Below are 24,842 nucleotides of genomic sequence, written 5' to 3'. Positions count from 1 at the left end.
CAGCCTAGCCCGCCTTTGCCAGCATCTCGCCCATCTTTTCCCACACCTTGTTCATCGCCTTCATCGGGCGGACCATGACCTTGAAGTCCTCGATCTGGCCCGCACCGTTCCAGCGGATCATGTCCACACCGTTGACCTGGATGCCGTCGAGCTCCAGCGCAAACTCCAGGACCGCAGTATCGCCATCGACGATCTCGCGGACATAGTGGAAGCTGTCATTGCCCAGCACGTGAGCGGCGGCATGGAGATAGGCGAAGACCTTGGCCTTGCCTTCCTGCGGCGTGTGCACGACGGGAGAGTGGAACACCGCATCATCTGCCAGCATCGCGCTCAGCTTTTCGGGGGTCGAGCCGCCGTGCATATAGTCATGCCAGGCGGCAATGCCTGCCTGCGCCGCGCTCATGCCAGATGCTCCGCAAAGAAGGCGGCGGTGCGACCATCGGCGAGCTGCGCGCCGGCGTCGTCGCGGCGATTGCCCATCTCGGCGGCAAAGCCATGATCGAGCCCGTCATAATCGTGCAGCGTCACGCGCGGGTGATCGTCGAGCCCGGCGTGGACCGCAGCCTGCGCCTCGGGGCCCACCAGATGGTCGGCGGTGGGGATATGCAGCATCAGCGGATTGGCGATGGCGTGCGATTCATCGAGCATCTGGTCGATCATCACGCCATAATAGCCGACGCTGGCATCCACATCGGTGCGTGCTGCGACCATATAGGCCAGCTTGCCACCCAGGCAGTATCCGACCGCGCCCACCTTGGCGACACCGTCCAGCCCGCCCACTCCTGCGCGGATCGCGCCGATGGTGGCCTCGATGTCCTTGACGCCGTCATTGGGATCATACTGGCCGAAATAGCCGAACGCTTCCTGCAGCTCGGCCTCGACATCGGCGTCGAGTTCGATTCCCGGCTTGATCCGCCAGAACAGGTCGGGCGCGACCGCCAGATAGCCCTGCTGCGCCCAGCCATCGCACTTGCTCCGGATGCCTTCGTTGACCCCGAAGATTTCCTGGATGACGATGATCGCAGCCTTGGGCGTGCCTTGCGGTTGCGCCACATAGGCGTTGAAGCTGGCGTTCTGGTCGAAGGTCTGGATGCTGTGTGTCGATCCCATTTTGCTCTCCATCATCAAATCGATTGCTTTGGGGCGCATTTATACCCACTTTGCCATGGCTGATAAGCGTGAAACTGGGGCTTGGGGGCCTTTGCGCTGCAACAAGGTGGAATGCCATGAAAGTGAATATCGAAGTCGATTGCTCCCCCGAAGAAATGCGTCGTTTCATGGGGCTGCCCGACGTGTCCGATGTCAACAAGACCTATGTCGATGGTGTCGTGAACGCGATGAAGGGCACCAGCAACGTCGACCAGCTGCAGACCATTGCCAAGAACATTGCGCCGATGGGCGAGATGGGGCTGCGCTTCTTCCAGCAGATCATGGATGCCGCGGCCTCGGGCGCCAGCGGCAAGCCCAAGTCGTCGGACTGATCCTTCCCTGAACCATGCAGGCGGGCGAAACGATCTACGCGCTGTCGAGCGGCGCGCCGCCCGCCGCTTTGGCCATCATCCGGATCAGCGGAGGGCAGGCAGGCCCTGCGCTGCAAGCGTTGTGCGGCGCCTTGCCTGCGCCACGCCGCGCCTCCTTGCGCAGCCTGCGTCACCCTGAAACTGGCGATGTGCTCGACCGCGGTGTCGTTCTCTGGTTCCCAGGTCCCAACACAGCCACCGGCGAAGACTTGGGCGAGCTGCATCTGCATGGCGGCCGCGCCGTGGTTCGTGCGGTCGAGATGGCGCTGGCAGGGCTGCCCGGTCTGCGACTGGCCGAGCCTGGCGAATTCACCCGCCGCGCATTCCTGAACGGACGGATAGATCTCGCCGAAGCCGAAGGGCTTTCCGATCTGCTGTTCGCCGAAACCGAGGCGCAGCGCATTGCGGCGATCCGCATGGCGAGCGGCCATCTGTCGCGCCAGGTCGAGGGGTGGCGGCACGATGTTCTGCGGCTGTCGGCGCTGATCGAGGCCGAGCTCGATTTTTCGGACGAGGACGATGTCGGGGCAGGGGCAGCCGATCCGGTGGGTGAGGCGCTGGTGGCGCTCGTCGCCGATCTGCGCGCCGCGCTTTCACGACCTCGCGCCGAGCGGCTGCGCGATGGCATTCGGGTCGTTCTGGCAGGAGCTCCCAATAGCGGCAAGTCCACGCTGCTCAACGCGCTGCTGCAACGCGACGCGGCGATCGTGTCGGATATCGCCGGCACAACGCGCGACGTGATCGAGGCACCGGTGGCGCTGGGCGGGGTTCCGTTCGTGCTGACCGACACCGCCGGTTTGCGCGACGAGGGCGCCGAAGCCATTGAGGCGATCGGGATCGGTCGCGCGCGCGATGCTATGGCGGCGGCGGACATCATTCTGTGGCTTGGCGCAGAGGGCGAGGGGCCAGCGCATGCGCAGGTCTGGGAGCTCGAACCGCAGATCGATCGGGCGGGTGTTTCACGTGAAACAAAAACGTCGGCGCGGCACCGGATCTCCGCCCATACCGGCGAGGGGCTTGAAGCGCTGATCGGTGATCTTGTCGCGACGGCACAGACCTTGCTGCCGGGGGCAGGTGAGGTCGCGCTGAACGCGCGGCAGCATCGCCTGCTGGAGGAATGTGCGGCTGCGCTGGAGTCCGCCATCGCCCTTGACGATCTGCTGTTGCGCGCGGAAACGTTGCGGCTCGCTCGGCTAGCGCTGGATCGGCTTCTGGGCCGGACGCATGTCGAGGACATGCTCGATTCCCTCTTCGGTGCATTCTGCATCGGCAAATAGGGGCACCCGTCTGCGCTGCGCGGGCGAAGCGGCCAAGCGGAACGACCAACCCCTCGACCGAATCCGGCAATTGCGCTATGGGCGCTGGCATGCAGCAATTTGATGTTCTGGTTGTCGGCGGCGGTCATGCCGGATGCGAGGCAGCGGCCGTGGCCGCGCGGATGGGCGCGCGCGTCGCTTTGGTCAGCTTCACGCGCGAAGCGATCGGCGCGATGTCGTGCAACCCCGCGATCGGCGGTCTGGGCAAGGGCCATCTGGTGCGCGAGGTCGATGCCTTCGACGGGCTGATCGCGCGCGCGGCCGATGCGGCGGCGATCCACTACCGGATGCTCAACAGCTCGAAGGGCAGTGCCGTACAGGGGCCGCGCGTGCAGGCCGATCGCACGCTGTACAAGGCTGCGATCCAGGCCATGCTTGCAAGCCAACCCAACCTGTCGATCATCGAAGGCGAGGTCGCCGCGCTGCGTCTGTCGGGTGGCAAGGTCGCTGGGGTCGATCTGGCCGATGGCAGGGCGATCGGGGCAGGGGCGGTGGTCCTGGCGACAGGCACGTTCCTGGGTGGCAGATTATTTCGCGGTGAAGAGCGGCTTGAGGGCGGCCGCATCGGTGAACCGGGCGCGAGCCGACTGGCGCAACAGCTGCGCGCGGCCGATCTGCCGATGGCGCGGCTCAAGACGGGGACACCGCCACGGATTGACGGGCGTACGATCGATTGGGCAATGCTGGACGAGCAGCCCAGCGATGACGAACCCTGGACGATGTCGCCATTGAGCAAGCGCCGCAGCGTGCCGCAGGTTTTTTGTGCGATCACCCGCACGACGCAGACGACGCACGATATCATCCGCGCCAATCTCGATCGCTCACCGTTGTTCAGCGGCGCCATCGGCGCGCAGGGGCCGCGTTACTGCCCCTCGATCGAGGACAAGATCCACCGCTTCGGGGACCGCGACGGGCATCAGGTGTTCCTCGAACCCGAGGGTCTGGATACACCGCTCGTCTATCCGAATGGCATTTCGACCTCGCTTCCCACCGATGTCCAGCTCGCGTTCGTCCGGTCGATGGCGGGTCTTGAGCGCGCCGAGATCGTCGTGCCCGGCTATGCGGTCGAATATGATCATATCGATCCGCGTGCGCTCGATCACCGGCTGGAGGTGCGAGCGATACCGGGCCTGTATTGCGCTGGGCAGATCAATGGCACCACCGGCTATGAAGAGGCTGCCGCCCAAGGCCTGGTCGCCGGCATGGCAGCGGCGGGTGAGGTGCTGGGTCGCGAGATATCGCTGCCCGACCGGGCGAGCAGCTATCTGGCGGTGATGATCGACGACCTCGTGCTGCAGGGCGTGACCGAGCCGTATCGCATGCTCACCGCGCGCGCCGAGTATCGGTTGCGGCTTCGTGCGAACAACGCATCGGATCGGCTGACGGGCATTGCAATTGCCAATGGCGCGGTCGGTGCGGAACGCCGGGCATGGTTCGAGCAGCGTCAGGCCGACAAGGCGCGGGTGAGCGGCGCGCTTGGCCGCGTGGCGAGCTGCAACGAACTGGCTGCGCTCGGGCTGTCGGTAAAGGCCGATGGCAGCCGCCAGAGCCTGTATGACTGGCTGCGGTTTCCAGCGATTTCTCTGGCATCACTGTCGCCGTTGCTGGGGGATGACCTTGACGGTCTGGCCGACGATCTGATCGCCGAGATCGAAGAGGACGCAGTGTATGCGCCCTATCTGGCGCGGCAGGATGCGGAGTTGCGTGACCTGCGCGCCAACGAGCGTGTCAGGCTGGGGGGCGGGATCGACTATCGGGCGATTACCGGGCTATCCAACGAGATGGTCGAGCGGCTCTCGCTCGCCCAGCCCGAAACGCTGGCCGAGGCAGGGCGGGTTCGCGGTGTGACGCCCGCCGCGCTCGCCGCCATTCTGGTCCACGCCCGCAAGCGCGCCGCCTGATGCCGGACATCATCGATAGCGAAGTGAGCGCCCGCGACTGGATGGCCGCACAGCCCGGTGTTTCACGTGAAACAATGGAGGCGCTCGACCGGCTCGCGGCATTCGTCGCGGACGAGGCGCGCCATCAGAATCTCGTTTCGGCAGCGACGCTGGCACAGATGTGGCAACGGCATATCGTCGACAGCGCGCAGTTGCTGCGCTTCGCCGACCCGCAACCGCAAGAGCTCTGGATCGACCTGGGCAGCGGGGCAGGCTTTCCAGGGCTGGTGATCGGGCTGCTGGCCCCCTGCAAGGTGTTGCTGGTCGAATCGCGAGCCTTGCGAATCGATTATCTGGAACGGGCGATCGAGCATCTGGGACTGGCGGACCGGGTGATGGTTGCGGGCATGGCACTCGATCGGATGGAGGCTGAGCCTGCGGATTATATCTCTGCGCGCGCGTTTGCGCCTTTGCCGCGATTGCTGGAGGGCGCTGCCCGCTTTTCCACAGAAAAGACGCGCTGGCTGCTGCCAAAGGGACGAAATGCGGCGATGGAACTGGAAAGCGTGTCGTCCGCGTGGCAGCATGTGTTTCACGTGGAACAGAGCCTGACCGATCCCGACGCGGCCATCCTCGTCGGCACCGGGCGGGCCTCTCCCGCTATCCTTCCGCAACCAGCACGTGATCGGCGAGTGCGCCGGAACAGGAGCAGATCATGATCCGCATCGCGATTGCGAATCAGAAGGGTGGGGTGGGCAAGACCACCACCGCGATCAACCTGGCAACGGCGCTCGCGGCGACGGGGCTGTCGGTGCTGCTTATCGATCTCGATCCGCAAGGCAACGCCTCGACCGGGCTGGGGATTGCGCGCAACGACCGCGAATATTCGAGCTACGATCTGCTCACCGACAATTGCTCGCTCGCGCAATGCTGCGTGCCGACGCAGATTCCGGGGCTCGATATCGTCCCGGCGACGGTCGATCTCTCGGGCGCGGAGATCGAGATGGTCGATCTGGAACACCGCACCCACCGGCTGAAGACGCCGATGGATGGCGCACCTCCGGGGCGCTGGCAGGTGTGCCTGATCGATTGCCCGCCGTCGCTGGGGTTGCTGACGCTGAACGCATTGGTCGCGACCGATCAGGTGCTGGTGCCGCTGCAGTGCGAGTTCTTCGCGCTCGAAGGCCTGAGCCAGCTGCTGCAGACGGTCGAGCGCGTGCAGCAACGCTTCAATCCCGATCTGTCGATCATCGGTGTGGTGCTCACCATGTACGACCGGCGTAACCGGCTGACCGATCAGGTATCGGACGATGTTCGCGCGGTGCTGGGCAAGCTGGTGTTTGATACGGTCATCCCGCGCAATGTCCGGCTGTCGGAAGCACCCAGCCATGGCATGCCCGCGCTGATCTACGATCATCGCTGCGTCGGGTCCGAAGCGTATATCGCGCTGGCCCGCGAGTTCATTTCCCGCATGCCCCGTATGGAAGAGGAAGCCGCCTGATGGCCCAGGACCCGAGCGATCTGACCGACATGGCCAAGGCCATTGGCCGCAAGCGCCCGACGGGGCTTGGCCGCGGGCTCAACGCGCTGCTGGGCGAAGCGGGCCGCGAGGAGCCGCTCGTCCGCCGCGACGGCGGAAGCGACGGGCAGGACAGCCCGGTGACGACAGGTCTGCGATCGCTGCCGCTCGCCGACATTCGTCCGCACCCCGGTCAGCCGCGCCGCTATTTCGATGAAGAAGCGCTCGACGATCTGGCGCGGTCGATCTCGCAGCGTGGAGTCATCCAGCCGGTCATCGTGCGCCCGCGCAAGGGCGGCGGCTATGAACTGGTGGCGGGTGAACGCCGCTGGCGTGCGGCGCAGCGCGCCCGGCTGCACGAAATTCCCGCCATCGTCCGCGAACTCAGCGATCCCGACACCTTTGCGCTCGCACTGATCGAGAATATCCAGCGCGAAGACCTCAACCCGGTGGAAGAGGCCGAAGCCTATCAGCGGCTGGTGGGGGACCAGGGCTATTCGCCGGTCGAGGTCGCACGGATGGTCGACAAGTCGCGCAGCCATATCGCCAATCTCATGCGGTTGCTCGCGCTCCCGCAGACGGTCCTCAAGATGGTCGCCGATCGCAGCCTCAGCATGGGGCACGCCCGCGCGCTGATCAACGTCGCCGATTGTGAGAGCATCGCGGCCGAGGTGGTCGATCGGGGGCTTTCGGTACGCGATGTCGAAAAGCTGGTCCGCCGCGCGCGCAGCGAGGCGACGGGCAAGTCGGATGGCCCGCCGCGCGTCAAGACCGGTGGTGATGCGAACAGCAACGCTGATATCGCAGCGGTCGAGCGGCATCTGGAGGACCTGTTGGGTCTCAAGGTCAAGATATCCTCGGACGCCAACCAGCGCAGCGGCAGCGTCACGGTGCGGTACGGGAATCTCGATCAGCTTGACCTGATCTGCCAACGCCTTTCGGGCGAATCTATATAATTAAATCAACCGGTTAGGTATGGTTTTCGAGCCGCGCCGGGTCGTTCAGCACGTTGATGGCAGCGTGCACCCGTGCCTCGATCTCCTCGCGCGGCAGCCCGGCGGGAATCACCTCGCCAAAGCGGTAGGTGACCACGCCTGGCCGTTTGATGAAGCCGCGCCGGGGATAGAGGTGCCCGCTGTCGAGCGCGATCGGCACCACCGGCAGTTTGGCCAGTTTGTACAGCCCGGCAAATCCTGCCTGCAGCGGCGGCTGTTCGCCCGGCGGGGTGCTGGTGCCCTCGGGATAGATGACGATCGATCGGCCATCGGCGACGAAGCGGCGCACCTCGGTCATCATGGCGCGCAGTGCCGCCGCGCCACCGGCCCGGTCGATGAAGATCATTCCATAAGCGCGCGCGATCTGGCTCCACAACGGAATGCGCGACAGTTCGATCTTGGCGACCACCGCCGGTCGGTTGAAGATGCGTAGCAGTTCGATCGTCTCGAAAAAGCTCTCGTGCTTGATCGCATAGAGCACCTGGCCCTGGGGCTTTGGCCCTTCGATGCGGACGCGAATGCCCAGGAACAGCCATGCACACCAGAAATGGTACATGCCCCAGCCGCGCGCCATGCCCTGGAGCCGGTGGCGCGAGAAGGGCAGCACGATGAACGCGACAATCACGATCGGCACCGATCCGCCGTAAAAGGCGATCGTGAACAGGATCGAGCGGAACACCGCCAGCAATGTGCGCAAGAGAACCATCAGACCCCGAACAGCCCCGCCAGCCAGCGCAGCACCAGCTTGTTATACTCGCGCCACAACGTCATCAGACTGGGCTTGCTGACCACCGCGTCGGTATAGATGAGCACCCCTTCGGGCAGCGAGCGGCGCAATTCGTATTCGGCGCGGCGCATGTGCCAGTCGGTCGTGACCAGCCGAACCGATTCGACCTTGCGCTGCTTGGCCCAGCGTGCGGTTTCCAGTCCGTTGGAGCGCGTGTCATAGGCCCGGAAGCCTAGGTCGACACAGCAGTCGAACAGTGCCACCGATCCGGGATATTGCGCGCTCAGCTCTGCGGGGCGAACATCGCGATCGACACCCGATATCAGCATCCGGTCGGCCCATTGCTCGCGCAGCACCTGAAGCCCGCGATCGATCCGCAGCGGCCCGCCGGTGGGCACCACCACCGCATCGGTCTGCTGGTCGCCCAGCGGCTGCGGCAGCAGGATGGCAAACCACGCAAAGCCCAGGATCCAGGCCAGCAGCACCGATGACACAAAACGGACGATCACAGCTTCTTCCTGAGCGCGCTGAGTACGGTGATGCGCGCGGTAATCACTGCCAGCGCAATACCTGCAATCGGCACGGTTGCAAGCAGCAGCCAGTCGACCAGCCCGAAAGACCCGGCAGACACCAGCCCCGAATCGAGCCGCCCAGCCGCCTGACCCAGCATCCACAGCACCGGCGCGGCAAGCAGGCAACCGAACAGCGCGCCGAGTGCCGCGTCGAGCGCAATCCGGCGCTGGAACAATCGTGCGATCTGCGCATGGGTGCTGCCCAGCAGGTGCATGATGTCGATCGTTTCGGAATGCGCGGCAAAGCTGCTGCGCGCCGACAGCATGACCGATGCCATGCTGGCCAGCACCAGCAGCGCGACCAGCCCCACCGCCAGCCAGCGCAAAGTGGCGATCAGATCGAACACCGGTCGCAGCCATTGGCCATGCGCATCGATCCGCGCATCGGGTGCGGCGCGGCTCAGCGCACCGCGCAGCCGCGCCAGCGCAGCGGCATCCGCCCTGGTTCTGAAATCGACATCGATCAGCGCGGGCAGGGGAATGTCGTCGCTCACCGCGCCGCTGCCCAGCCAGGGGGCCAGCAGGTCGCGGACCTCGGTTTCGCTCACCTGTGTAACCGCCGCCACCGCCCGGTCGGATCGCAGCACGGCCTCTGCCGCCACCGCCTGGGTCTGGCGTGCCTGGGCATCTGCGTTGACGATCTGCACGGTGGCCCGTCCGGCGAGATCGGCGTTGATCTGTTGCCCGGCGCTGCCCAGCGCGAGCGCTGCGGCGGTTGCCAGCATCGTGAGGAACAGCATGATGGCCATGACCCAAGGCATGGGTCCTGTCAGCCGCGCCTGCGGAATCAAGCGGCGGTCGTGGCCGGTGGGGAAGATCAGGCCCAGCATCAGCTCTGCTCGCCCGCCCAGCCGGTCAGGTCTGCCGGACGCGGGGGATAGCGCAGCGCGCCGGTGGGGTCGGAAAGCTGGCCCGCTTCCAGCCGCATCATCTGCGCGCGCTTGATCCGGGTCATCAGGTGCACGTCATGGGTGGCGACGATGATCGTCGTGCCCATCCGGTTCAGTGCCTCGAAGAGCCGCAGCAGCTTGACTGCCATGTCCGGATCGACATTGCCGGTGGGCTCGTCTGCCACCAGGATATCGGGCCGGGTGATGACCGCGCGCGCGATGGCAACGCGCTGCTGTTCACCGCCCGACAGTGTCGCGGGAAGTGCATCGCCACGCGCGGTGAGCCCCACCCAGTCGAGGATCTCGCGCACCGGGGTGATGATATCGGCATCGCGCATCCCGGCAATCCGCAATGGAAGGGCGATGTTGTCGAACGCGGAAAGGTGCGGCACCAGCCGGAAGTCCTGAAACACCACGCCGATGCGGCGGCGGAACCCGGGCAGGCGATCCTGGCCGAGCGTCATCAGATCGCTGTCGAACAGGCGGACAAGGCCCCGGCTTGGGCGTTGCGCCAGATACAACAGCTTGAGCAGCGATGACTTTCCGGCCCCCGATGGACCGGTGAGGAAGTAGAACTGGCCGGAAAACAGCGTGAACGACAGATTCGACAGCACCTCTGGCCCGGTGCCATAGCGCAGCCCGACATTTTCGAACTGGACGATGCTATCCATGCTGGGGGCGCTCATGGCATCGCGATAGCCCGCTGTGGCCCGACCAAGCAATGGGAATGCGTATCACGCTCTCGTTCGCCATCCGCGCGGTGCCCCCTGATGTCCCAAGCCGTTGAAAAAATGCCATAGCGTGCAATCAATGGTGGAAAAAGGGCAAGTGCAACGTGGCGGGACCTGCAAGCCCCTTGCAGCGATTCGTCCGGCGTGGTTAGAAACGCCATGATTATTGCGTGCCCCGCGTGCAACACCCGCTATGCGGTTCCGGATTCTGCCATCGGCATCGATGGCCGGTCGGTACGGTGCGCCAAGTGCGGGCACAGCTGGTTTCAGCATGGACCAGAGCTTGCGCCGCAGACTGCGCCAGCAGAAGCCGTGTCCAGCCCCGATGCCGCGCCGCCGCCGGCACCCGCTGCGGCCCCAGTCGATGCCCCAGCACCTCCACCAGCAGCGCCACCCGCATCCCCGCCAGCTTCGCCGCCGCCAACCGAGCCTGTGCCGACGACCGAGCAGGCACCGCCGGCAGATGCTGCGCCTCAGCCCGCGCCCCGGCCCGCATCCCCAGAGCCCCAGGCTGATCTGCCCCCGCTGCCCCGGCCCGTGCCGCCGATCCACCGCCCGATCGTGGCGAGCTATGCCGATGATGCGCTGGCGGACCGGCCCAGCAGCTTCGGCCACGAACCGCCCTTTCGTCCGCGGCGCAACCCGGCGAAATACTGGATGATCGGCGCAGTGGCATTTGCGTTGATCGCATCGGGCGCTGCCGTGGCCATCCAGACCTTCGGTCTGCCAGGGTTCATCACCGACTACAGCCTACCCTTCGCCGAGGTGGAGCCTGATCTGAAGATCGACTTTCCGCCCGACAAGCAGGAACGGCGCACCTTGCCCAACGGCACCGAATATTTCAGCGCGTCGGGCACGATCCGCAATCTGAGCCAGCGCGCGCAGGATGTGCCGCCGATGCTGGTGGTGCTGCGCGATGCGCAGGATCGGGTGGTGTTCAACTGGATCATCAATCCGCCGGTCGACCGGCTGGAGCCGGGCCAGAAGGCGGATTTCCGCCAGGCGATGGTCGATGTGCCCCGTTCTGCCACCTCGGCCGAGATCGCCTGGGCCAAGCGTCGCTGAACGCGCCGACAGCCGTTGCCATATAGCTGATAATCGCTTGTTGCTATGGGCCTGCCGCTTTGCTAATGGCGCGGCCTGCCACGCGGGCAGAGGGGCGAAAGCCCCTTACTGAGTGCCCCGCGAATTGCTGGACTGTGCGGTCATGGCGGAATTGGTAGACGCGCAACGTTGAGGTCGTTGTGGGCGAAAGCCCGTGGAAGTTCGAGTCTTCTTGACCGCACCAATCAGCCTTTCCAGGCAATCCATTCCCCATAAGGATGGCAGGTCGCCAGTACCTGGGTCTGGCCTCCGGGCCAGCAGGTTAGCGACAGCTGCACCTCGGTGCGGTTGGGCGTCCATTCCAGACTGATCCAGGCCAAAGGCCGTTCGTCTGTGGCGTGGGCCGCAGCCTCCACGATCAGTTCGGTGAGCCTCGCCTGCTCTGGACCGGGCAGATACTGCCGGAACATCGAATGAAACACGACGCGGCACACACCGGCCTGTTGCGGGGTGGCGAGCTTGCCGGAAATCCAGTCGATGGCTTCGCCTTCATCGATACGCGGCGGATGGGCACGCGCGATCTCGAGCGCCCGTTCCAGGCGACGGGTCCGGTTGTGCTGATCGGCCCAGATAAAGGCCAGCAGTCGCTCGCACGAATCGGTATTGCGGGCATCGAGCGGATGGCGATCGACGCCACAGGCCGACGCGATCTCGACTGGAGCGGCCTTGGGCTGGGGCCCGCGCCATTCCGGCGCGATGTGGAGCGCCGAGCCGGATTCGCCGACGGCGGTGCCGCCCAGGTCAAAGCTGTAGCGCCCCAGGTTGAGGTTGAGGCCGCAGCTCGTCCCCAGCTCGTTGAGGTCGAAGGGCAGGCCGAATCGATCTGCCGCAACCATCAGCGCTGCCATCAGCGCGGCAGAACGGCCAACCTCGTTGGTCTGGGTGGGGTCACGCAGCCATTCGATGATGAAGGCATCGCACGCGCGCAGTGCGGTGCCGATCGCCCGGTCGAACGCGGCATGTTCACCGCGATAGAGCGCCGAAAGGTCGGCGACGGCTCCGCGTCGTGCGATGGCGTGCAATGCGCCGTTGAGCCGCATGGCGATGGCAGCTGCCGCGCGGTCACCCGGCCAGCTGGCGATCACCGCCTCGGTCATCGGTGCCTGGTGAAGCTGTCGCGACGCCGCCTTGAGAACCTGCGCGACAAAGTCCGATCCCAGCGACTGGCAGATGTCGGCCTGGCGGGTCAGTTCGGTGCGGCCATCGCCCTGGGGCGGTATCACCAGCGCAGCCGCGCCTTTACTTGCATCCGCACGCGCTGGATCAAGAATTTCGGGTATTACTTGTAACGCTAATGCAGTCATGGTTCTCGCCAATGGACAAGTCGGCAAGGACACCCGACCTTTGGCCAAAAATTAGGCAGTCAGCGTAAACAAGAAGTTAACATCGACCGCCAGGACCCCCGAAATCTGAGGGTTTTGACCGGCAGGCATCCCGGCGGCATCGCGACCGAGCGATGGGCCCTGTTTCGGCCGTTCCTGACAATTGCGGCGAATCGCCTGCCGCCCACCAACTCCAAAGGCGATTCTCCCAGGTGTCCTGGCAAGCCTCAGGGGTAGATCTGCGATCAGATTCGTGATTTTTCACATGGCAGCGGCGAAAAAAGCGTCAAGCATCGCTGTTTCGGCAGAGCGCGGTATAACGATTGTTTTTCAACAAGATGCAACCGTTTGCCAAAATCCGGCTTGGCGGGGTTCCATTGTCGCAAGCAACGGCAGCTGGCCTGCAGATCATTGAGAAACCTGCTTTATTTCTTGATCTATTGGGCGTGATGACTCAATCGGCAAAAGGTTTTGTCACAGTTACAGACATCTTGTTCGTGTTTAACTTCGCGTTAATTTACGAACCCTAGTTCGCCTCCTCATCCAAGCAGTGCTTATTGGGGGCGCAAATGATTACTTTGAATTCCACGAAATTTACCTGTGCATCGGTTGTCGTTCTTGCTGTGTGCGCGCTGTCGGCACCCGCCGCAGCGCAGGAGGCCGAGCCGCTGACCGCATGGGAAGCGAGCCGGACCGTCGATGAAGGCGATATGGTCACCACCGGTGTGGCGCGGGGCCGCGATCGGCTAAACAGCGCAACTTCGACCAGCGCGATCAAGGAAAACGAGATCATCCGTCTTGCGCCGCGTTCGGTGGCCGAGCTGTTCCGCAACATTCCGGGCATCCGTATCGAAGCAGGTGCCGGTGAGGCGCAGAACAACTACACGGTGCGCGGCTTGCCCATGGTCAACGGCGCCAGCAAGTACATCCAGATCCAGGAAGACGGTCTGCCCGTCATGGAATTCGGGGACCTGATGCGCCTGACCCCCGATCTGTTCGTCCGCCCGGACTTCAACGTCGGTCAGGTCGAATCCATTCGTGGCGGCTCGGCGTCGACCTTTGCCTCGAACGCGCCCGGCGGCGTCATCAACCTGATCTCCAAGACCGGTGAAGTCGAAGGCGGGTCGATCATGGCCACCGTCGGTGTCGACTTCGAGAGCTATCGCACCGATTTCGATTATGGTGGCCGTCTGGGTGATGGCTGGCGCTTCCACGTCGGCGGTTTCTATCGCGAAGGCGAAGGCGTGCGGGAAACCGGCTTCAACGCATCGCGCGGTGGCCAGGTGAAGATGAACGTCACCAAGCAGTTCGATGGCGGCTATATCCGCGTCTACGCCAAGGTGCTCGATGACCGCGTCCCGACGTTCACCGGCACGCCGCTGCTCATCACCGGCACCAATGATGACCCCTCGTTTGCCGATCCGCGCGGCGTCAGCAGCCGGACCGATTCGTTGCTCTCGCCCAATCTTCCTGTCGTTCTGACCCTCGGTTCATCCGGGCAGGTGCGTCGCCGCAACTTCAACGACGGTGTAGAGGTCCAGGCCAAGTCGCTGGGCTTTGACGCCCAGTTCAGCCTCGGCGAATGGTCGGTCACCAACCGCTTCCGCTATGCGGACCAGTCGACGCGCAACACCACTCTGGTGGTTTCGTCTGCTGCGCCAGCAGGTCAGTTTGCGACTCGCTTCGGCGGTGCAGGTGCGACCTTCCGTTACGCGGCAGGGCCGCGCGCAGGCCAGGCATTCGATGCCGCCGGTGGCAACGGACTGGTCGCCTTGTCCTTCTATTCGGACAACGACGCCCCGGACGTCAGCAACATGACCAATGATTTTCGTGTCAGCCGCGTTTGGGAAGTGGGCGGCGGTAACCTGACGACGACCGCCGGTCTGTACCGGTCGAGCCAGAATTTCGTTTCTGAAATCGGCTTTGCGACCTTCTTCCAGGATGTCGTGGGCGGTGGACAGGCCGTGCCGCTCAACCTGACGACCCTGGCTGGCGTGCCGTTGACCGAAGGCGGCTACCGCAACTTTGGCGGCCCCGGTGCTGCAGGCAACATCAGGGACAATGATGTCACCTACACCACCACCGCACCTTTTGCCTCGGTCAACTTTGCCAAGGGCAAGATTGCACTGGGCGGGTCGGTGCGCTGGGACAACAGCCGGGCGCAGGGCAACATCATGAACGACGGCGCCGTCCGGCGGTTCGACATGAATGGCGATGGCGTGATCTCGGCACCCGAAACGCTCGTTTCGTTCGTTCCGGTCGGCGTGACCCAGCCGGTCAACTACAGCCACGACTATCTGTCTTACTCGGTGAGCGTGAACTACCGCGTGTCAGAGCCGTTTGCGGCGTTTGCGCGGTACAGCCTGGGTGGCCGGGCCGCGGCGGACAAGATCCTGTTCACTGCTGCACTCAGCCGGTCGACCGGCGCGCTGCTCGACAGCGGTGCCGGCGATGACAGCGTGCGGCAGGCGGAGATCGGCCTGAAGTATCGCAAGGATGGGCTGGTGCTGAACCTCACCGGTTTCCACGCGAAGACCGATGACACCAACTCGCAGATCCTGACCAACCCGGTGACCGGTCAGCTCGAGCTGAACTCGGTGACTCGCGCTTACGAAGCGTACGGGCTCGAGTTCGAAGGCGGCTTCCGCCGTGGTCCGTTCAGCGTCACGGCGCATGCCACCTATACCGAGGCCGAGATCCGCAGCGCGGAAAACCCGGCGCTGGAAGGCAACATTCCGCGCAACCAGCCCAAGCTGCTGTTCGGCCTGACACCGCAGTTCGACACCGACACGTTCACCGTGGGTGCCAACATCATCGGCGTCACCGAAAGCTTCAGCCAGGATGTGAACCAGCTGCGGATGCCGGGCTACACCACCGTCGGTCTGTTTGCGCAGGTCCGTCCGATGGAGCGGGTCGAGTTGAGCATCAATGCCAACAACGTGCTCAACGAGCGTGCCATCACCGGTATCTCCGAAGGCGCCTTGCCGGCATCGGGTGTTGTCATGGCGCGGCCGCTGTTTGGCCGCAACATCTCGGCATCGGCGCGCTTCTTCTTCTGATCCGCCTGTACTTGAACACACCGTGGCCGATGGCAGCTGTCATCGGCCACGCGCAATCCGACCGCCCGGGCCGCCAGACGCGCGATCCGGGCGGTTTTGCGTGTGGGGGAGGCGGGCGATGGCGACCGGGCGTGTGAAGGCGTGGTTCGCCTCCAGGCCGAAAACAGCCCCGCCACACAGAGTTAAGTTCGGCCATAATTGGCGTTAACCACGCTTTAATCGGAATCAAATAGGCCCAGCAGGTAAGCTTTTATAGCAGGGGCAATCCATGAATTTCTTCAAGAGTCGAGTATCTACTTGCGTATCCGTTGCCGCAATTGCGGTGTGCACCTTTGCGGTGCCGGTGGCGGCACAGGACGCCAAGCCGATGACCGCATGGGAGGCCAGCCGCACGGTTGACGAGGGCGACATGGTCACCACCGGCGTGGCGCGTGGCCGCGATCGCCTGAACAGCGCGACATCGACCAGCGCGATCAAGGAAAACGACATCATCAGCATCGCGCCGCGTTCGCTGGCCGAGCTGTTCCGCAACATTCCGGGCATCCGCGTCAACGCCAGCACCGGTGAAGTCGGCAACAGCTACACGGTTCGCGGCCTGCCTCTGGTCAATGATGGCAGCAAGTACATCCAGATCCAGGAAGACGGCCTGCCGGTTCTGGAGTTCGGCGATCTGTTGACGCTGACCCCGGACACGTTCGTGCGCGCCGACCTCAACGTCGCGCAGGTCGAATCGATTCGCGGCGGCTCGGCGTCGACCTTTGCATCGAATGCGCCTGGCGGCGTGATCAACCTGATCTCCAAGACCGGCGAGGTCGAGGGTGGATCGGTGATGGCTACCATCGGCGTCGACTTTGAAAGCTACCGCACCGATTTCGACTATGGTGCAAAGCTTGGCAACGGCTGGCGCTTCCATGTCGGCGGTTTCTATCGCGAAGGCGAAGGTCCGCGCGAAACCGGCATGAACTCGATGCGCGGCGGCCAGGTGAAGTTCAACGTCACCAAGCAGTTCGATGGCGGTTACATCCGCGTTTACGGCAAGCTGCTCGATGACAAGGTGCCCGGCTTCATCAACACGCCGCTGCTGGTGACCGGCACGAACGGCGATCCGTCCTTTGCCGATCCCATCGGCCTCGACAGCCGTACCTCGTCGCCGCTGTCGCCCAATCTGCCGGCATCGCTGCGTCTGGGAGCGTCGGGTACGCCCACGGAAATCGACCTGAGCGAAGGGACGCGGGCCAAGGCCAAGTCGCTGGGCTTCGATGCGCAGTTCAGCTTGGGCGAATGGTCGGTCACCAACCGCTTCCGCTACGCCGACCAGTCGATGCGCAACGTCATCCTGTTCCCCTCGGCAGCAGCTCCCGCAGCAGCGTTTGCGACCCGCTTCGGCGGCCCCGGCGCGCGGCTCACCTATGCGGCCGGCGCGCGCGCTGGCCAGCCGTTCGATGCCAGCGGCAATGGTCTGCTGACCTTGTCGTTCATCGCGGACTCCGATGCGTCGGATGTCAGCAACATGACCAACGACCTGCGCCTCAGCCGGGTGTGGAATGTTGGTGGCGGTGATCTCACCACGACGGCCGGTCTGTACCGGTCGAGCCAGGAATATGTGTCGGAAATCGGCTTCACGACCTTTTTCCAGGATACGATCGGCGGCGGCCAGTCGGTTCCGGTCAACCTGACCACGGCAACGGGCATTCCCGTCACCCAGGGCGGTGTTCTGGTCTATGGCAGCGCCGGGGGCTTTGGAAACTCCAAGAACACCGATCTGAACTATCAGGTCACCGCACCTTTTGGTTCGTTCAACTTCGCCAAGGGCAAGTTCGCCATCGGCGGATCAATGCGCTGGGACAAACTGCGCGTGCGCGGCAACATCATCAACGATTCAGGCAGCAAGCCGTTTGACATCAATGGCAACGGTGCGCTCTCGGTGCCCGAGAGCCGCGTCACCTTCATCCCGGTTGGCGTGTCCTTCCCGGTCAACTACAACCACGACTATCTGTCGTACTCGTTGAGCATGAACTATCGCATGTCGGAACCGTTCGCGGTCTTTGCCCGGTACAGCCGGGGCGGACGCGCCGGGGCGGACAAGATCCTGTTCACGCCCGCGGTCAGCACCGTCACCGGCGCGCTGGTCAACAGCGTGGCGGGCAACGACACGCTGCGTCAGGCGGAACTGGGTCTGAAGTTCCGTCAGGACGGCATCGTGCTGAACCTCACGGGCTTCTATGCGCTGACCGACGAGACCAACTCGCAGATCACGACAAACCCCGTGACCGGGCTCACCCAGCTGGCCACCGTGGCGCGCTCGTACAAGGCCTATGGCCTTGAGTTCGAGGGCGGCATCCGTCGCGGTCCGTTCAGTCTGACCGCGCATGCCACCTATACCGAAGCGGAGATCGATGCGGCTGAAAACCCCGCATTGGTCGGCAACATTCCCCGTCAGCAGCCCAAGCTGCTCTGGGGTCTGCGTCCGCAATTCGACAGCGATCAGTTCTCGATCGGGGCGAATATCATCGGCACCACCGGCAGCTTTGCTCAGGACGTCAATGTCCTGCGGCTGCCGGCCTTCACGACGGTCGGGGCATTTGCCCAGTTTCGTCCGATGGAACGGGTCGAACTGAGCGTGAATGCCAGCAACCTGCTGAACGAACGCGCCATCACCAGCATTTCGGAAGGCGCGATCCCTGCCTCTGGCGTGGTCATGGGCCGGACGATGTACGGTCGCACGGTCTCTGCTTCCGCACGGTTCTTCTTCTGATGCGTCCGTGCTCGCAGGGCTTGCCGGCGCGTGGTCGCCGAAAGCCGGTTCGCCTTGCGGGCAGGGGGTGCGCTCGCACGCTTGTACCTGGTTCACTCTGTCTCCCCCTCGCGGGTAGCACTCAACAAATCAAAGTCACAAAGGGTTGATCATGCTGACCAAATTGAACATTCCAAGGAAGCTCAGCCTGTCCTTCCTGCTGATCTGCAGCTCGGCCGCGCTCATGATGATCGTGTTTGCGGTGAACCTGTGGATGATCCAGTCTTCAACGGACGAGAACAATTATTCCCAGCTCATCTATGGCAAGGTCCAGACGCTGGAAACGTCGCTGCTGCGCCAGAACAGCCAGTTCCGCGGCTATCTGGTCACCGGCGATGACAGCTATCTGAAGTCCTATTACGAAGGCCGCGACGAATATGATGCGGCGGCCTCGGAGCTGGACAAGCTGCTGACCAGCGCCAAGCACAAGTCGCTGCTCAACGAATCGCGCGATGAAACGCTGGCGTGGCGCAAGAACTGGGGCGACCGGCTGATCGGCTGGACCCAGAAGGGTCGCCGTGAAGACGCTGTCGCCGCCGTGCAGAATGCAGGCAAGGCGGTTCTGGTCAGCAATGCCGTGCTGCCGCTGCGCGACATTCGCGATGACGAGCTCAAGGGCATCGAAAGCAACTCGGCGCGGCAGGAATCGGCGATCACCTCGGCTGTCCTGGCGCTGGTCATCGGCGGGATCGCCCTGATCGGCATCGCCATCGGTCTGGCCGTCGCCCTGAGCCGCAGCATCGCGCTGCCCATCACTCGCCTGACGGCAGCGATGAACAGCCTGGCTGCCGGCAAGAACGAGATCGACGTCAACGTCGACCGCGCAGACGAACTGGGCGATATGGCCCGCGCCGTCACCGTGTTCCGCGATGCCGCGGTCGCCAAGTCGAAATCCGACCAGAACCAGGCCAATGTTGTTGCAGCCTTGGGCAAGGGGCTTGAGGCCCTTGCTTCGGGTGACATGACCTACACCATCGCCGAGCCTTTCGCGGCCGAATATGATGCGCTGCGTCACACCTTCAACCGCACGGTGGAAGGCCTGGAAACCAGCCTGTCGAGTGTCTCGGCTTCGGCCCAGAGCGTGCACAACGGCTCGTCGGAAATCCGCGCGGCGTCGGAAGATCTGTCGAACCGCACCGAAGCGCAGGCAGCCAGCCTGGAAGGTGCATCGAGCGCGATGAACAAGGTCACCGGCATGGTCGGCGAATCGGCCAACGGCGCCAAGAATGCGCGCAGCGAGATCGACACCGTGCACAAGGATGCCAACGAGGGCGGACGGGTGGTCGGCATGGCGGTCAACGCGATGGATGCGATCGAGAAGAGCTCGCAGGAGATCAGCCAGATCATCAACGTGATCGACGCGATCGCCTTCCAGACCAACCTGCTGGCACTCAACGCAGGTGTCGAGGCGGCGCGCGCGGGCGAATCGGGCAAGGGCTTTGCCGTGGTCGCCAACGAGGTCCGCAGCCTGGCGCAGCGTTCCGCCGATGCCGCCAAGGACATCAAGGCCTTGATCAACGCATCGTCCGAACAGGTGCAGGAAGGCGTTGGACTGGTCGCCGAAACCGGCAAGATGTTCGATCGCATCATGGGCCGCATTGGCGAGGTGAGCACGCTGATCGCAGAAATCGCCGACGGGGCCGAAACCCAGTCTGCCAACCTGCGCAGTGTCAACACCTCGGTCAACGACATGGACAAGATGACCCAGCAGAATGCCGCGATGGTCGAACAGACCACGGCTGCCGCGCGCACGCTGGCATCGGAGGCCGACGAACTGGCCTCGCTGGTGGGTCGCTTCCGGCTCAAATCGGGCCAGGCGCATATCAACCGGTCGGCCCCGCCATCGCGCAGCGCGCGCCCTGTCGCCAAGTCCCGCCCGGCACCCAGGGTAGTCGGCAACCTGGCGCTCAGTCCGCAGGCCGACGAGGACGACTGGAGCGAATTCTGATCACAGCCGCGCCGATCCGGACCTTGGGGTCCCGATCGGCGCAGTTGTTTTTGCGTTCGGCAGTCCGGACTTGAAGCGAAAGCCGCGCTAGACCCAGCTGCCGTGAAAGCTGAGCGGCAGTGGCACGGAGCTGCGGCAGCTGACCACCGGCCATCGGCGATGCGACGGCTATCGAACACATGCAGTTCGGTGGCGCGGGCATCGAGATCGAGCGTGGTGCCGATCAGATAGCGTACTGCAGGAACGAACTCCTCGACCAGCTGACGCGCCCCGAAATCGAAGCTGTCATCGCAGGCGCTTCGCTGGCTGGAGATCGTGGTGGTGGCGGTGCAGTTCTGGCGGATGGAGCTGCATCTCGCCGGTGGCCAGACCGCGCCGGTGAACCGCGCGATGCAGCCTGTGCTGCGTCGTGAGGGCTGGCTGTAAGCGAGCGCTTTCAGCGCTGCGACGCCGCCAATTAGTCGCGCGCCTTCAGCTCCGCGACCAGCGCCTTCACATCCTGCGAGCGGCCCTTGGGGACGATCATCACATGGCGGCCATTGGCGATGATGATCAGGTCGTCGATGCCCGATGCGGTCACCGTGATGCCATCGGCATGGATATGGCTGTTGCGCGTGTCCAGCACCACGACATCGCCCGACAGCGTGTTGCCCGCGTCATCGGGCGTGCCGATCTCGGCCAGCGCATCCCAGCTGCCGACGTCGGACCAGCCACAGGCGACGGGCACGATGGCAACCTGCGTTGCGCGCTCCATCACGGCATAGTCGATCGAATCCGAAGGGCAGGCGGCAAACCGATCGGCATGCGGGCGGATGTACCGGTCGGACAGGTCCACGCCGTCGAGCGCGGCGCGTGCGGTGCGGTCCATTTCGGGCGCGTGTTCCGCCAGCTCGGCCAGATAGCGGTCGGCGCGCATCAGGAAGATGCCCGCGTTCCACGCATGGCTGCCCTCGGCGAGCATCGCCTCTGCCTTGTCGCGGGGGGGCTTTTCGATGAAGCGTTCCACCTGCCGCACGCCGGGCGCGTCACCAAGGACATCGCCCATGCGGATATAGCCAAAGCCGGTTTCCGGCCCCGTCGGCTCGATGCCGAAGGTAACCAGCCATCCCGCGAGCGCGGCCGGCAGCGCCGTATCGACCGCAGCGAGAAAGGCGGGCAGATCGAGGATCACATGGTCGCTGGGCATCACCAGCATCACCGCATCGCCGCTGCCTGCGGCCAGTGCGGCGAGCGCGATGGCAGGCGCGGTGTTGCGCGCGCTGGGCTCCAGAATGATCCGTGCATCGGCAAAGCCGGGCTGCGACAGCTCGGTCTCCATCAGCGCGCTGTGCCGCTCAGCCCCGATGATCAGCGCCGGACCGAACCGGTCGGCATCCGCGGTTCGTGCCAGCGTATCGGCGAACATGGTGGCGCAGGACGCGAGCGCCAGGAACTGCTTGGGGCTGGCATCGGTCGACAGCGGCCAAAGCCGCGTGCCCGATCCGCCGGACAGGATGACGGGCGTGATCTTGCTCATGCGTCTGCTCCCTTGCACGCCCGTGCCAGCAGCAGCCGGGCGTCGGCGCTGGCGTGGAGCTGCGCGCCGGGGGCCACCGCGAGACACTCTCCGGCTTCGGCACGGATCATGCCATCGGCCTCGGCCACTTCCACGCTGCCTTCGACCGGCACGACCATCACCGGGCCGTAACCCTCGAGATCGGCCGTCGCGTTCCCGGTCAGCATCAGGCGAAAATGCGGCCCGTCGACCAGCATCTGGTCGGCAGCAAAATCCACCGTGCGATGCAGCGCGTCGGCATAAGGCACAGCGTTCGAAACGGCGACGCCATCGTCGAGATGCAGCTCGCGCGGGCGGCCGTAATCGTACAGACGATAGGTAATGTCGGCGTTCTGCTGGACCTCGATCAGGCTGATTCCTGCACCGATCGCGTGGACGGTGCCTGCGGGGATGTAATAGAAATCGCCGCGAGCGACCGGCTTCCAGTCCATCAGCGCCTCGATCTCGCCGTGCAGCGCCGCTTCGCGCAGTTCGGGCGCGCTCAGCGCGCGCTGCGTGCCGATACCCAGCCGCGCGCCGGGTTCGGCATCCAGCACCAGCCAGCATTCTTCCTTACCGCTGCTGCTGCCGCGTTCGCGCGCCTGGCCGTCGTCGGGATGGACCTGGATCGACAGTTTCTCGCTGGTGAAAATGTATTTCACCATTAGCGGCAGCACCAGATCGGCGTCCGGCTCGAACCAAATTTCGCCGATACGCTCGCTGCCGGGCTTGTCGAAGGGCTGGGGCAGGCTGGTGCGGCCCCAGGGCTTGGCCACGTGCCGCGTGGCCAGCTTGATGGCGGTGGCGGGCGAAATCATGCCGATCGTTCGCCCAGATGACGTTCCCATGCCAGCGCATGGCTCACGATGGTGTCGAGATCGTCATGCGCCGGGGTCCAGCCGAAACGGCTGCGGATCGCCCTGCTATCTGCGGTGAGCGAGGCGGGGTCACCGGCGCGGCGACCGGAAAACTCCCGTGTGATCGTCCGGTTGGTGACCCGGTCGACCGCATCGAGCACCTCGATCACCGAATAGCCATGGCCATAGCCGCAGTTGAGAAAATGCGACTGGTCGGGCTGGTCGATCAGCGCCTCCAGCGCCAGCACATGGGCGTGCGCCAGATCGCTGACATGGATGTAATCGCGCACGCCGGTGCCATCGGGCGTGTCGAAATCGGTGCCAAACACCGCAACGCTCTCGCGCTTGCCCAATGCCGCCTCGACCGCAACCTTGATCAGATGCGTTGCGCCTGCGGTCGACTGGCCGGTGCGCCCCTGCGGATCGGCGCCTGCGACGTTGAAATAGCGCAGCGCGCAATAGTTGAAATCATGCGCAAAGGCGACATCGCGCAGCATCCACTCGGTCATCAGCTTGGATGTGCCATAAGGATTGATCGGCACCTGCGGCGTGGTCTCGGGGATCGGACCTTCCACGTTGGGCGTGCCATAGGTCGCTGCGGTGGACGAGAAGATGAAATGCTTCACCCCGCCCGTCACCGCCGATTCGATCAGCGCGCGGCTCTTGGCGGTGTTGTTGCTGTAATATTTGAGCGGATCGCTGACCGATTCGGGCACCACCACCGATCCTGCGAAATGCAGGATGGCGCCGATGTCCTGCTCGGCGATGATCCGGGCGACCAGCGCGCCATCGGCGATATCACCCTGATAAAAGGGCACGTCCTCGGGCACGGCCCAGGCAAAGCCGGTGACCAGATTGTCGATCACGCAGACTTTCCAGCCGGCATCCTTGAGCGCCAGCACGGCATGGCTGCCGATATAGCCAGCGCCCCCGGTGACCAGGATGCCGCGCGTTGTGCGAAACTGTGCGATGGCCGACATGGGCGCGTGCCTCAGTGGCCGGCCTGCTCGCCGCGTATCAGGCCCGATGCGGCCAGCTGCGCGTCGATCTGTTCCATCAACCGTTGCAGACCCTCGGCATCACGCGCTTCAGCGCGGGCGACCAGAACGTCCTGCGTGTTGGAGGCGCGCAGCAGCCACCAGCCGTCGGCGGTATTGACCCGCGCGCCATCGGTGGCGTTGACGTCCGCGCCGCTCGCCGACAGCCGTGCCAGGATCTCGTCCACCACCGCGAACTTGCGCGTCTCGTCGACCTGGAAGCGCATTTCGGGAGTGTTGATCATCGGGGCCATGTCGCCGCGCATGTCGGTCACAGACTTGCCCAGCACGGTCTGCGCCTCGATTAGCCGGACAGCGGCGTACAGCGCATCGTCGAACCCGTAATAGCGGTGCTTGAAGAACACATGGCCGCTCATCTCGCCTGCAAGCGGACAGCCGGTTTCCTTCATCTTCGACTTGATCAGGCTGTGCCCGGTCTTCCACATCAGCGGAACGCCGCCCAGTTCGCTGACCCGATCGAACAGAGCCTGGCTGGCCTTCACATCGGCGATGATGGTTGCGCCCGGAAGGTCTTTCAGAACCACTTCGGCGTAAATGCTCAAGAGCTGATCGCCCCAGATCACGCGGCCCTGGCCGTCGATCGCGCCGATCCGGTCGCCATCGCCATCGAAAGCCACTCCGAAATCGAGCTTCTTTTCGGCGACAAGCGCCTTGAGGTCCGCGAGATTCTTTTCCTCGGTGGGGTCAGGATGATGGTTGGGAAAATTGCCGTCGACGTCCGTGAACAGGGTGAAGTGTTCGCCCGGAAGGCGCTTGATCAGCTTCTCGACGGCAGGGCCCGCAGCGCCGTTGCCGCAGTCCCAGCCGACACGGGCGGCCGTGCCACCGAAATCCTCGACCAGTCGGTCGATATACCGGTCGAGGATATCGACCGAGCGCGACGTGCCCGTGCCGCTGTCCCAGTCTCCGCTCGCCGCCATCTCGCCCAGCTTGCGGATATCCGCGCCGAAGAAAGGGCGGCCCTGAAAGACCATCTTGAAGCCGTTGTAATTGGCGGGGTTATGGCTGCCGGTTAT

At 64.3% G+C, this 24,842-nt stretch carries 21 protein-coding genes and 1 tRNA gene; 11 read left to right on the top strand and 11 right to left on the bottom strand.

Translation table 11 applies throughout. The features are described 5' to 3' along the window. Positions 1–4: 4 nt before the first annotated feature. A complete protein-coding gene (locus tag D618_RS0111305; RefSeq protein WP_017671630.1) occupies positions 5–403 on the bottom strand; it encodes a nuclear transport factor 2 family protein in 399 nt (132 codons plus the stop codon). Continuing rightward, positions 400–1,110, bottom strand: a complete 711-nt coding sequence (locus D618_RS0111300; RefSeq protein ID WP_026091576.1) for a dienelactone hydrolase family protein — start codon at positions 1,108–1,110, stop codon at positions 400–402. The genes D618_RS0111305 and D618_RS0111300 overlap by 4 nt, the downstream gene beginning before the upstream one ends. 116 nt (positions 1,111–1,226) lie before the next feature. Here D618_RS0111300 and D618_RS18255 point away from each other — a divergent pair, with 116 nt between their 5' ends. The 6 genes from D618_RS18255 (at position 1,227) to D618_RS0111270 (ending at position 7,191) form a co-directional block, all read left to right on the top strand. Continuing rightward, positions 1,227–1,481, top strand: a complete 255-nt coding sequence (locus D618_RS18255; protein ID WP_017671628.1) for a DUF6489 family protein — start codon at positions 1,227–1,229, stop codon at positions 1,479–1,481. A gap of 14 nt (positions 1,482–1,495) precedes the next feature. Then, entirely contained in the window at positions 1,496–2,797 is a 1,302-nt protein-coding gene (gene mnmE / locus D618_RS0111290; RefSeq protein ID WP_017671627.1) for a tRNA uridine-5-carboxymethylaminomethyl(34) synthesis GTPase MnmE, read from the top strand. An 89-nt stretch (positions 2,798–2,886) separates the two neighbouring features. Further along, positions 2,887–4,737 carry a tRNA uridine-5-carboxymethylaminomethyl(34) synthesis enzyme MnmG gene (gene mnmG / locus D618_RS0111285; protein WP_026091575.1) on the top strand — a complete coding sequence of 617 codons (1,851 nt, stop codon included), beginning with the start codon at positions 2,887–2,889 and terminating at the stop codon, positions 4,735–4,737. Then, positions 4,737–5,435 (top strand): 16S rRNA (guanine(527)-N(7))-methyltransferase RsmG, encoded by a 699-nt coding sequence (gene rsmG / locus D618_RS0111280; protein WP_017671625.1) that lies wholly within the window; start codon positions 4,737–4,739, stop codon positions 5,433–5,435. Before mnmG ends, rsmG begins: the two co-directional genes overlap by 1 nt. After that, positions 5,432–6,217: a ParA family protein gene (locus D618_RS0111275; protein ID WP_017671624.1), complete on the top strand. Its 786-nt coding sequence runs from the start codon at positions 5,432–5,434 to the stop codon at positions 6,215–6,217. Before rsmG ends, D618_RS0111275 begins: the two co-directional genes overlap by 4 nt. After that, a complete protein-coding gene (locus D618_RS0111270) occupies positions 6,217–7,191 on the top strand; it encodes a ParB/RepB/Spo0J family partition protein (protein ID WP_017671623.1) in 975 nt (324 codons plus the stop codon). The genes D618_RS0111275 and D618_RS0111270 overlap by 1 nt, the downstream gene beginning before the upstream one ends. Positions 7,192–7,204: 13 nt before the next feature. On the opposite strand, the gene D618_RS0111265 is transcribed toward D618_RS0111270, so the two are convergent. The 4 genes from D618_RS0111265 to ftsE are packed head-to-tail and all read right to left on the bottom strand — an operon-like array spanning position 7,205 to position 10,090. After that, positions 7,205–7,927 (bottom strand): lysophospholipid acyltransferase family protein, encoded by a 723-nt coding sequence (locus D618_RS0111265; protein WP_343207531.1) that lies wholly within the window; start codon positions 7,925–7,927, stop codon positions 7,205–7,207. 8 nt (positions 7,928–7,935) lie between these two features. Beyond that, positions 7,936–8,466: a YdcF family protein gene (locus D618_RS0111260; protein WP_017671621.1), complete on the bottom strand. Its 531-nt coding sequence runs from the start codon at positions 8,464–8,466 to the stop codon at positions 7,936–7,938. Continuing rightward, on the bottom strand, positions 8,463–9,359 hold the full coding sequence (locus D618_RS0111255; protein ID WP_017671620.1) for an FtsX-like permease family protein: 897 nt from the start codon (positions 9,357–9,359) through the stop codon (positions 8,463–8,465). The genes D618_RS0111260 and D618_RS0111255 overlap by 4 nt, the downstream gene beginning before the upstream one ends. Continuing rightward, on the bottom strand, positions 9,359–10,090 hold the full coding sequence (gene ftsE, locus D618_RS0111250) for a cell division ATP-binding protein FtsE (protein WP_040370649.1): 732 nt from the start codon (positions 10,088–10,090) through the stop codon (positions 9,359–9,361). Before ftsE ends, D618_RS0111255 begins: the two co-directional genes overlap by 1 nt. Before the next feature lie 219 nt (positions 10,091–10,309). Here ftsE and D618_RS19400 point away from each other — a divergent pair, with 219 nt between their 5' ends. Both D618_RS19400 and D618_RS0111240 read left to right on the top strand, forming a co-directional pair. After that, entirely contained in the window at positions 10,310–11,215 is a 906-nt protein-coding gene (locus tag D618_RS19400; protein WP_026091574.1) for an MJ0042-type zinc finger domain-containing protein, read from the top strand. A gap of 136 nt (positions 11,216–11,351) precedes the next feature. Beyond that, positions 11,352–11,438, top strand: a tRNA-Leu gene (locus D618_RS0111240). Position 11,439: 1 nt separating this feature from the next. Here D618_RS0111240 and D618_RS0111235 read toward each other — a convergent pair. Beyond that, positions 11,440–12,477 (bottom strand): DUF2332 family protein, encoded by a 1,038-nt coding sequence (locus tag D618_RS0111235; RefSeq protein WP_017671617.1) that lies wholly within the window; start codon positions 12,475–12,477, stop codon positions 11,440–11,442. A 677-nt stretch (positions 12,478–13,154) separates the two neighbouring features. Here D618_RS0111235 and D618_RS0111225 point away from each other — a divergent pair. From D618_RS0111225 to D618_RS0111215, 3 genes are all read left to right on the top strand, one after another. After that, on the top strand, positions 13,155–15,635 hold the full coding sequence (locus D618_RS0111225) for a TonB-dependent receptor (RefSeq protein WP_238550660.1): 2,481 nt from the start codon (positions 13,155–13,157) through the stop codon (positions 15,633–15,635). Between the two features lie 268 nt (positions 15,636–15,903). Beyond that, entirely contained in the window at positions 15,904–18,390 is a 2,487-nt protein-coding gene (locus tag D618_RS0111220) for a TonB-dependent receptor (RefSeq protein ID WP_040370633.1), read from the top strand. A gap of 151 nt (positions 18,391–18,541) precedes the next feature. Beyond that, positions 18,542–20,377: a methyl-accepting chemotaxis protein gene (locus D618_RS0111215; protein ID WP_152414670.1), complete on the top strand. Its 1,836-nt coding sequence runs from the start codon at positions 18,542–18,544 to the stop codon at positions 20,375–20,377. A 457-nt stretch (positions 20,378–20,834) separates the two neighbouring features. Here D618_RS0111215 and D618_RS0111205 read toward each other — a convergent pair whose 3' ends face one another. From D618_RS0111205 to D618_RS0111190, 4 genes are all read right to left on the bottom strand, one after another. Then, entirely contained in the window at positions 20,835–21,893 is a 1,059-nt protein-coding gene (locus D618_RS0111205) for a mannose-1-phosphate guanylyltransferase/mannose-6-phosphate isomerase (protein ID WP_017671611.1), read from the bottom strand. Continuing rightward, positions 21,890–22,729 carry a class I mannose-6-phosphate isomerase gene (locus D618_RS0111200; RefSeq protein ID WP_017671610.1) on the bottom strand — a complete coding sequence of 280 codons (840 nt, stop codon included), beginning with the start codon at positions 22,727–22,729 and terminating at the stop codon, positions 21,890–21,892. The genes D618_RS0111205 and D618_RS0111200 overlap by 4 nt, the downstream gene beginning before the upstream one ends. After that, the gene (galE, locus tag D618_RS0111195; protein ID WP_017671609.1) at positions 22,726–23,748 is read right to left on the bottom strand and encodes a UDP-glucose 4-epimerase GalE; all 1,023 of its coding nucleotides are present in this window, start codon (positions 23,746–23,748) and stop codon (positions 22,726–22,728) included. Before galE ends, D618_RS0111200 begins: the two co-directional genes overlap by 4 nt. A gap of 11 nt (positions 23,749–23,759) precedes the next feature. Further along, positions 23,760–24,842 (bottom strand): phosphomannomutase/phosphoglucomutase (locus D618_RS0111190; protein ID WP_017671608.1); only part of this gene is annotated, 1,083 nt, incomplete at its 5' end.

Source organism: Blastomonas sp. AAP53 (genome assembly GCF_000331245.1).
Taxonomy (GTDB): Bacteria; Pseudomonadota; Alphaproteobacteria; order Sphingomonadales; family Sphingomonadaceae; genus Blastomonas.
Note: the sequence above shows the minus strand (reverse complement) of the source record. Positions and strands in the feature narration are given on the sequence as shown.